The organism is Ruegeria sp. AE4 (assembly GCF_056542185.1).
The window spans coordinates 1-2429 of record NZ_JBQFZK010000043.1 but is presented as its reverse complement, the minus strand read 5'-3'; the positions used below and the strand labels follow the sequence as shown (position 1 = coordinate 2429).

Sequence of the window (2429 nt, the reverse complement as noted above, 5' to 3'; positions counted from 1 at the left end):
AAGTGGTCGACGGCCTGGCTGCCAACGGCGAAGACGGCAACGCCGAAGTCGAAGCCCGCGTCCGCGCCCAGGTCGCAGACCTCTGCAACCGTTTCCCCATATACCCAAACCTGTAAGCCGAAAGGTCCCAACCATGAGCTTTCATCCAATTGAACAAGCCCCCGCCCGCCTGAACCGCAGCGAGCTTGCCGTGCCCGGCAGCCAGCCCGGAATGTTTGAGAAGGCCGCGAAATCGGACGTGGATGTCATCTTCCTCGATCTGGAAGACGCTGTTGCGCCCGATGAAAAGGAACAGGCGCGCAGGAATATCATTCAGGCGCTGAACGATATCGACTGGGGCAACAAGACCATGTCGGTGCGGATCAATGGTCTGGACACCCATTACATGTATCGGGACGTCGTGGATGTTGTCGAACAGGCGGGCCAGCGTCTGGACCTGATCATGATCCCCAAGGTCGGGACAGCTGCAGATGTGTATGCGGTCGACATGCTGGTGACCCAGATCGAAGACGCCAAGGGATACAAGAAACGGATAGGGTTCGAACACATCATCGAAACCGCGCTTGGTATGCAGAATGTCAGCGCGATCGCGGCGGCATCAAAGCGCAATGAAAGCCTTCATTTTGGTGTCGCGGATTATGCCGCCTCGACCCGGGCGCGAACCACAATCATCGGGGGCGTGAACCCGGACTATTCGGTACTGACCGACCCGGATGCCGACGGAGGCCGCCTGACCCACTGGGGCGACATGTGGCACTACGCCCTTGCCCGCATGGTGGTTGCGGCGCGCGCCAACGGGCTACGTCCGATTGATGGGCCTTTTGGCGATTTTCAGGACCCCGACGGCTATAAGGCCGCGGCCAAACGCGCCGCTGTTTTGGGGTGCGAAGGGAAATGGGCCATCCACCCCAGCCAGATCGCACTGGCCAACGAGGTGATGTCGCCCTCGGATGCCGAAGTCACTAAGGCACGGCGTATCCTTGTCGCCATGGCCGAGGCCGAGGCAGACGGAAAAGGTGCCGTGTCTCTGGATGGTCGTCTGATCGATTATGCCTCGATCCGGCAGGCCGAAGTACTGGTTGAAAAGGCCAGTCAGATCGCTGCGGCCTGATCGCCTGCACCAAACCCGACCTGCGTGGGCGCATTGTCCACGCGGGCTCGGTGCTGCGTTGACTGGTGGATCACGAGACCAACGCGAAAGGTTATCCGTGTTCCGGGGCGGCCGTCCCCAGAAATCGCTTGTTCCGAATTTCGTCCGGGCTGACGTCAAAGCTGCGTTGAAAGGCGCGTTTCAGCGCGACAGTCGATGAAAAGCCGGTCGCTGTCGAGATTTCGATCTGCGACATGTTGGTGAATTGTAAAAGGCTCTGCGCCCGCTCCAGCCGTAGCTCTTTGTAGGTCGACAAAAGTTTCGCACCGGTTTTGCTTAGAAACCTTCGCTGTAACTGGCGGGTCGAGGTCCTGAGTACATTGGAAAGTTCCGAGATCGTCAAAGGATCTTCGATGTTTTCCTGCATCGCATCCAGCGTGCGCATGACAAGCTGATCACCTTTTGCACGGTGCACCAGACGGGCGGCAAGCGTGCTGCCGTGCTTTTGTGTGGGTTCCGTCAGTCCAATGTATCCGCGCAGTATGTCCGCGATATGTTCCCCGTGGTCGATCGACACAAATTCTGACAGCAGGCGCAGCGCGCTTAACCGGGTGGTTGCGCTATGGGCGCACCCGTCTGCGGCCAGATGCGTGCCGGTGCCACAATCTTCCAGCCCGCCCTCCAGTGCAGCGGCTGCGAAATTCGGGTGGACAGCAACGGTGTTCCGGCCTGTTCTTCCGAGTTGCGGCAGAAGCAGCACCGCGCCGCCGACCAGAACAACCCGCGAAGACAGGTTTAGGACCTGCGATACCCAGAATCTGCGCGAATGTGGAATGGACCAGATGTTCTCCAGATCTCCCCAGAAAACCGCCGTTCGTCCGGCCCAGTATAACGGTCCGCCCGCGGGTTCCGAGCCAGCGACACGAAGGTTGACCGCATAGGTGCAGTCTTCGGCCAGAGTGTTTAACGCCTGATAGAATTCGATGACCATTCCAGCTGACGCCATAGCCGCTTCACCGTTGAGAATGACATCGATATGTTTCAATCTTTCGGGTGCCTCAGGCTCCGTTTCAGACAGATTGGCGTGATCATTTTCGAGGACATAGTGTTTCATTGTTCCTCCGACGATTTGGGCGTGGCAGCGCCCCGATTGGCGCTGCCCTCAGGGTGTAAATCCGATCCGTCAGGCGAATTGACGGATCGGACAGACACGGGTTTCACTCAGCGGCGTCTTCGTATTCTGTCATTGGTGGGCATGTGCAGACGAGGTTTCGGTCGCCGTATGCGTTGTCGACGCGGTTGACGGGGGACCAGTATTTGTCGACGCCCATGGATCCCG

2 protein-coding genes are annotated in these 2429 nt (G+C 58.8%); one reads left to right on the top strand and one right to left on the bottom strand.

Annotated features, from left to right (window positions below; all coding sequences use genetic code 11):
• Window positions 1-133 precede the first annotated feature (133 nt).
• Window positions 134-1111 (top strand): HpcH/HpaI aldolase/citrate lyase family protein, encoded by a 978-nt coding sequence (locus ACR0EK_RS20250; protein ID WP_480901165.1) that lies wholly within the window; start codon window positions 134-136, stop codon window positions 1109-1111.
• Window positions 1112-1202: 91 nt separating this feature from the next.
• On the opposite strand, the gene ACR0EK_RS20245 is transcribed toward ACR0EK_RS20250, so the two are convergent.
• A complete protein-coding gene (locus ACR0EK_RS20245; RefSeq protein ID WP_480871588.1) occupies window positions 1203-2204 on the bottom strand; it encodes a helix-turn-helix domain-containing protein in 1002 nt (333 codons plus the stop codon).
• Between the last annotated feature and the right edge of the window lie 225 nt (window positions 2205-2429).

Coding starts and splice junctions, on each gene's coding strand:
- ACR0EK_RS20250 (WP_480901165.1), top strand. CDS start 134: ATGAGCTTTCATCCAATTGAACAAGCCCCCGCCCGCCTGAACCGCAGC.
- ACR0EK_RS20245 (WP_480871588.1), bottom strand. CDS start 2,204: ATGAAACACTATGTCCTCGAAAATGATCACGCCAATCTGTCTGAAACG.